A 6126-nucleotide genomic window follows, 5' to 3' on the forward strand; every position below is an offset into this window, starting at 1 on the left:
CCCCCCCCCCCCCCCCCCCCCCCCCCCCCCGGCCCCGTCCGGAGGACGCGGGCAGGCGGGCGCGCGCCCGAGCCGTCGCCCTACAGGGCGAGGTGCAGCCTCAGCGCCTCGTCCAGCTGCTTGAGCACGGCCGGCGGCAGGCCGCCGATGCGGGCGCGGAGCCTGGCCGCGGCGACCGTGCGCACCTGCTCGGCCTGCGCCTTGGAGTCCGTGCCCAGCCCGCAGTCCCTGGCGGGCAGCAAGACCTGGAACGGGTACACCTTCGCGGTGTTCGAGGTGATCGGCACGACGGTCACGACCCCTCGGCCGCCCCGCCCGGCGGCCCGGTTCGCCGCGTCGTTGCTCACGACCACGGCCGGGCGGACCTTGTTGGCCTCGGCGCCGCGCACCGGTTCCAGGTCCACCCAGTAGATGTCACCTCGCCGCATCGACGACACCGTCCGGCGCGGTCACGTCCCACATGTCGGCTTCACCCTCTGATTCCCACTCTTCCCACGCGCCGGCGTAGGCGTTCTCCAGCCCGGACTCGCGCAACAGGGTGATGGCCTGGTGGATCACCGAGGACCGCGAGGCGCTGTGGTGTTGCCGCAGGTAGCGATCAACGAACTCTACGTCCTCCTCGGGGAGGCTCACACTGATTTTCACACCCCTGATGCTACCCACGTTCCTACCGGCCCGACACGACCCCGACCGGACGCACCTCTCGACCCCGCACGGCCGGACCGGGTAAGGCTGGAGTCGAACGCACCCGCCCGAGAGGAACCACGTGAAGCTCCTCCCAGCCGCCCTGTTAGCCGCGGCCCTGCTCACCGCGTGCTCGCCGCAGGCCACCACCGGCAACGGCCCGACCACCGACGAACCGCTGCCGCCCACCGCCACCCAGGCGCCACCGGTCACCACGACCGAAGCCCCGCCGGCCCCGCCCGCCCCGCCGACAGCGCCGGTCGTGCCGGACACCCCGGACGCGCCGAAGACGTGCACCGTGCCGAACGTGGTGGGCCTCGTCCACCAGACCGCGCAGGACACCATGCAGGCGTCGGGCCTCTACATGCTCCGCGAAGAAGACGCCACGGGCCAGGGCCGACTGCTGGTGGTGGACCGCAACTGGACCACGACGGCCCAGAGCGTCGCGGCGGGCGCAGTCGTCGACTGCGCCACGTGGATCACCCTGTCGGCGAAGAAGATCGGCGAGTAGCCCCGGGAGGCGCTGATCTGGCGGAGGTCGAAGTCACCCGCGGGCGACCGAGGGCTTCGCGGGACCTGCCGGTGGCGGCCGAACAGGCCGCGGGTCCGCCCACCGCCGCCGTGGGGTGGTGGGCGGACCCGTGCCGTTCCGGCAGGCGGGTCAGGACGCGGTGCAGGTGAGGATCGGGCTGCCGGCGGTCCCGGAGGCGACGAACCCGAAGGTGCCGGAGGCGCCGGCGCCGAGCGAGCCGTTGTAGCCGACGTTGCGGGCGGTGACGGCGCCGGCGTCGGTGGTGGCGGTGGCGCCCCAGATCGAGTTGATCCGCTCACCGCCGGAGAAGGTCCAGCCCACCGTCCAGCCGGTGACGGCCGTGGAGCCGGCGGTCACGCGCACCTCGGCCTGGAAGCCGCCGGACCACTGGGCGGTGATGCGGAAGGCGGCCGTGCAGCTCCGGGAGGGGACGCCGGTCGTAGTGGTCGTGGTCGTGGTCGTGGTGGTGGTCGGAGTGGTGGTCGTGGTCGGCGGCGTCGTGGTGGTGGGCTGGCCGCCGTCGGTGAAGTTGACGTCCGAGCAGAAGTAGTACGCCTGGTCGGCGTGACTGGCCTGCCAGACGGTGAACAGCACGTGGTGGCCGGTGCGGCCGGGCGCGTTCACCTCGACCGGAGTCCTGGTGCCGGTGGGGATCTTCCCGGTTTGGGTGACGAGTTCCAGGTCGCCCCACCCGAGGGCCTGGGTCTTGGGGTCGAAGCCCTGCCTGGTGGCGTAGACGCGGATGTAGTCGGCGCCGTGGGAGGACTGGTCGTGCAGGTTGAGGGTGAACCGGCTGGGCCGGTCGACGGTCTTCCAGTTGCCGGGCTCGTCGAAGGCGGCGTAGCGACCGTTGAAGGTCATGCCGCCGCTGCACAGCTGCCCGTCGGGGACGGCGGCCTGGTGGTTGCCGCGGTCGCCGTCGCGCAGCAGGCCGTTCCAGTTGTACATCGCCCCCGAGTCGGCCAACCACGCCTGGTGGCACATGGGGTCTTCGGCGGCCATCTGCGGAGTGGGGCCGTTGGGCCAGCGGTGGTAGCAGCCGTAGTGGCGCGCGGGCGGGTCGCTGACCGCGCCGTGGGCCGAGGCGGTGCCCGCGCCGAAGGTCACCAGCAGGGTCGTCAGCAGCGCCAGGCAGGAGCCGACGGCCGCCGAGATCCGCCAGATGGCGCCGGTCCGGGACGGGACCCCTGTGGTCGAAACGCCCCGCGAATGCCTGGGAGCGCTTCCGGACAGGTGCAGCATGTTTACCGCCCAATCTTCGTTGATCGACGACGTGCCTTCACGGTTCCCGTGCGGGACGGAACCGGCGGCGCGCTCCCAGGGGCCCTGCCCAACCCCTTCTGGGAGCGCTCCCAGCGCGGCCCAGTGTCAGCGTGCTCCCCGCCCCCGGCATCCGCCATTCAGGTATGTGTCGCGCGAATCAGCCGAGCGGCCCGAAGGCGTACGGCCGTCCAACCCCACGTCAGCGGCCATCCGACGTCTTGCGCAAAGTTGCGATATGCGCTCGCCACGACAGCGTCGCGGACGACGCACCGCAAGCTCCGACGATGATGAAGCGTCGACCACCCAGGACGTTCGCATGGCGCGTGGAGGCACCGCCCGGAAGGCGGTCGACGCGTCGGAAGCGGATAAGGGATTTCGGCCGTAAAGTGTGGCAAAAGTGTGGCAATGATCTTGGAGCCAGGTACCGCCGCTATCTCTGACCAGCAGAGATGGTAGGGCGGGTGGGGTTCGAACCCACGACCTGACGGATTATGAGTGTCCAAGGTCACACTGCATACGACGCCGACCTGCGGCTTTACATCACATTGAGTTCAAGCACAACGGCACCGTTGGCTCCACCGGCCTGGGTTCATGGACACAGCCATGGACCGTTGATCATGCTTGCGGTCGAGCGCTCCGTGCCGAGACGTGCCGTTACAGGCGAATACTACTTTACAGTCCGCTTCCACACTGTCACCGACTGTGACAGTGCAGCGAATCTGCGCGTGTCGAAGCATGGATCGAGCACAAATATTATAAGATTGTTCAATGAGTATGCCATCCATACCTGGCTACATCGGAAGTAAGCCGTCAGAAAATCTTGCAAACCTTTGGGAGCGCCCCAAGGAAGAATTTCCTTCAGAACTTTGGCCAACGGGGAGGCTAAGATCAGTATCTCCGAATCCAAGCGGTTGGCTAACTATAACAGAACAATTTTTCTCAGAGCCCGAACACGGAGGATGCAGCTGCGTCCTAGTTAAGTCTGAAGAATCATCCGAAGTACTGCAAAACGCAAGATGGGTCGGTCGAGATCTAGGAGATTTTGCAGTATGGAGTGATGGCGGTTTCGATAACGGATTGACGGAGTCATCCAGAGGGAAATACGCCGAGTTTTTCACCCAGGGACGACGTCCTAGCGGATCTTCTATAGCAGTTGTTGACGTAAGCTTGCCATTTCTCTGGTATTGGGACGCTTTCCCTGTAAAAGATGGATGGAACTACCTTAATCGCGCAGGACGCGAACAAGAGCTAATCCGATGGGAGGTTACGCCGGACAGCTGGAAGGTGGAGGTTAGAGTCCTCGAATTCCGCTCCTTTCTCGCGGCAAGCAATCGTGACGCACTTATACGGATCGATTACACGAGTAAGATTGATGCTCCACCTTTCGACCGTGTCGATAGCACCTTTCAAAACGATTGGGCTCATGTCGACTTCTTCTGCACTCATGAGCTAGGCGCACTGAATGACCGCTCTGCATTTTCAGGTATAAGCGGCGAGTACATCATCAAGGGATTGAGGACCTCGCGCCTGCCGCGTTCCGAGGAGCGTGCAGAGGAGCGCGATTACCCTACTTTCATATACGGCCTTGATTCTGCCACCGGCCAGCCGCTCACTCATATCTGCGATCCGGACAAGCTGGGAACCTACTTTGATAAGGACGGAACAAGACTCCACTACTTGACCCCCGTTTACTTCAAGAGGGAGGTTCTACAACCATACGCTGCCGAGCCGGGACGATACAACATTTCCTCCTCAAGACTTACATGCTTGAATCTTTGGGGAGTAGACATTTCATTCAATAGCATTGGACTTGTAGAGGTTTACCTCGGGGACCTCGGGAGTGACTTGCCGTCGGAAGAATGGGGACATTGGCGCTCTTATAATGTACCCCCAGAAGGAGAAATGGATGAAGGGAGATTTCGACGCGACTTTTTGAACCAGGCGGCCCATTCGAAAGATATTCCAGGAGATCTGCGTCGCGCACGAGCGAAAGCCGTTGAGGTATCAACTGAACTTTTTGGGACTCCCCTATGGAAGCCGCTCAGCAGTGAACTACTGCACGAGTTCAACTCGCTCATTGGACCCCTCACTGAGGATGGCTCGTCCCTAGGGCCATCTCTGTTGATTCTAACCAAGTCTCTAGTAGATGGAATCGATCCCACTCCACTTAAGATTCACGTGATCAACCGCGAAAAAGGGGATCAATCCTTGCGACTTCTCCAAAAGTATGTACAGCAGATAGGGGCACCAGCCGATACGATTTCAATCCTTTTTGAACTGCAGAACTTCCGCTCAAAAGGCGGGATTGCACATCTTGCCGGAAGCCAAAAAGAAAACGCCCGCGTGACGCTCGGAATCTCCGATATGTCCAATTTTGAAGCCTTTGAATCTGTCAGCACTCGCATTACCGAGTGCCTAACGAACATAACTGAGCTCATGAAGCAGCAAATCGCCGCCAATAAAACATCAAATACGACAGAGGAAGGCACCTAGAATGGCGAGTCTACACCAAATCCTACCGAGTGAGAAGTACCGTCGGGGTTCGATTGTGCAGAAGGATTGAACCAAGTACTCTTCCTCTCGTGGAAGATTCTCGCGACGGTCTCGTATGGCACGTTCACGGCAGGCGAACTATATACGACAATAAGTGGATCAAGCTTGACCTTGTCGATGTCGAACCGCCGGACGGAAATCGCTTTGAGCACCATGTGGTTAGACTTCATCATGTTGCAGTAGCGCTTTTGGTTAATGAGCAGGATGAAGTGCTGACTCTATGGCGTTATCGCTTTGCCGTGAACCAGTGGGGATACGAAATTATTGGCGGACTAGTGGAAGAAGGAGAGAATCCTGCTGTAACGGCAGCACGTGAAGCTGAGGAAGAGACCGGTTGGCGGCCGGTTGGCGAGCCAGAGCACATTGCCACTTTTCAACCTCTGCCCGGCATGGTAGACGCTCCAGTGAACGCCTACATCTGGCGGCAAGCAGAGAAGGTAGGCGAGCCGACAGATGCCGAGGAGGCTGCTCGGATCGAGTGGATTCCCATCGGTCGAATGCTAGATTTGATCAGGCGCGGCGAAGTGCTTGGTTCCGGCGCGATTGTGCCGCTGCTATTCTACTTGGCTTCACGCAACGCCGGTCCCTCCGGCGTGAGGTAGTTCCAAGTTTGCCAAGCGCTGTTGTTGGCGGTTAGAGCCGATGCGGGAGGCTAGTTGCTTCGCCTTACGGGTGTAGTCAACCGCTCCCTTGCTGTCGCCTGCGGCAGCGTAGGCAAATGCTAGGTCTACGTATATATGCAGTTGAGCGCGGATGGTCGAGCGCGGGGATGATTCCAGTTCTCGCGCCGCACCTTCTAGGTTGTTGATCGCGTCTTGGTTGCCCATGCGGACGAGGGCGTTTCCTCGCCAACGGGTGAGGTGCGCTTCGTTAAGGAGGAGGAAGGGCATCTCAGGGTCGATCGGGTTGGACGGCAGCAGGGCTTGCGCCTCGTCGAACGCTCGTAGCGACTCGTCGTGACGGCCTGCGGCGGCAAGGCCCTCTCCATGGGCTGCGGCTAGTAGGACTTTGTTAGGTGGTGTTGACCTGCGGTTTTATGGGTGGTGTTGTGGCCTGGACCGGTTGTCGGCAGGTGTGGCAGGTGCCGGTCCAGG

Annotated in this window: 6 protein-coding genes; 3 read left to right on the plus strand and 3 right to left on the minus strand. The window is 62.1% G+C overall.

Annotated features, from left to right (window positions below; genetic code table 11):
• Positions 1-80 precede the first annotated feature (80 nt).
• Both ABD223_RS29990 and ABD223_RS29995 read right to left on the minus strand, forming a co-directional pair.
• Positions 81-428, minus strand: coding sequence for a type II toxin-antitoxin system PemK/MazF family toxin (locus ABD223_RS29990; RefSeq protein WP_344039950.1), 348 nt, complete (start codon positions 426-428; stop codon positions 81-83).
• The gene (locus ABD223_RS29995) at positions 415-645 is read right to left on the minus strand and encodes a ribbon-helix-helix domain-containing protein (RefSeq protein ID WP_344039952.1); all 231 of its coding nucleotides are present in this window, start codon (positions 643-645) and stop codon (positions 415-417) included. The genes ABD223_RS29990 and ABD223_RS29995 overlap by 14 nt, the downstream gene beginning before the upstream one ends.
• A gap of 121 nt (positions 646-766) precedes the next feature.
• Here ABD223_RS29995 and ABD223_RS30000 point away from each other — a divergent pair, with 121 nt between their 5' ends.
• Complete coding sequence (locus ABD223_RS30000; protein ID WP_344039954.1) at positions 767-1195, plus strand: hypothetical protein; 429 nt, start codon at positions 767-769, stop codon at positions 1193-1195.
• 150 nt (positions 1196-1345) lie between these two features.
• Here the strand turns inward: ABD223_RS30000 and ABD223_RS30005 are convergent, their stop codons facing one another.
• Positions 1346-2458: a lytic polysaccharide monooxygenase auxiliary activity family 9 protein gene (locus ABD223_RS30005; RefSeq protein WP_344039955.1), complete on the minus strand. Its 1113-nt coding sequence runs from the start codon at positions 2456-2458 to the stop codon at positions 1346-1348.
• A gap of 789 nt (positions 2459-3247) precedes the next feature.
• Between ABD223_RS30005 and ABD223_RS30010 the strand changes: the two genes are divergently transcribed.
• Together ABD223_RS30010 and ABD223_RS30015 are read left to right on the plus strand one after the other, a co-directional pair.
• A complete protein-coding gene (locus ABD223_RS30010) occupies positions 3248-4972 on the plus strand; it encodes a hypothetical protein (protein ID WP_344039956.1) in 1725 nt (574 codons plus the stop codon).
• A gap of 89 nt (positions 4973-5061) precedes the next feature.
• The gene (locus ABD223_RS30015) at positions 5062-5634 is read left to right on the plus strand and encodes an NUDIX hydrolase (protein WP_344039957.1); all 573 of its coding nucleotides are present in this window, start codon (positions 5062-5064) and stop codon (positions 5632-5634) included.
• Positions 5635-6126: the final 492 nt, after the last annotated feature.

This window comes from Saccharothrix xinjiangensis, assembly GCF_039527585.1.
GTDB classification, from domain to species: domain Bacteria; phylum Actinomycetota; class Actinomycetes; order Mycobacteriales; family Pseudonocardiaceae; genus Actinosynnema; species Actinosynnema xinjiangensis.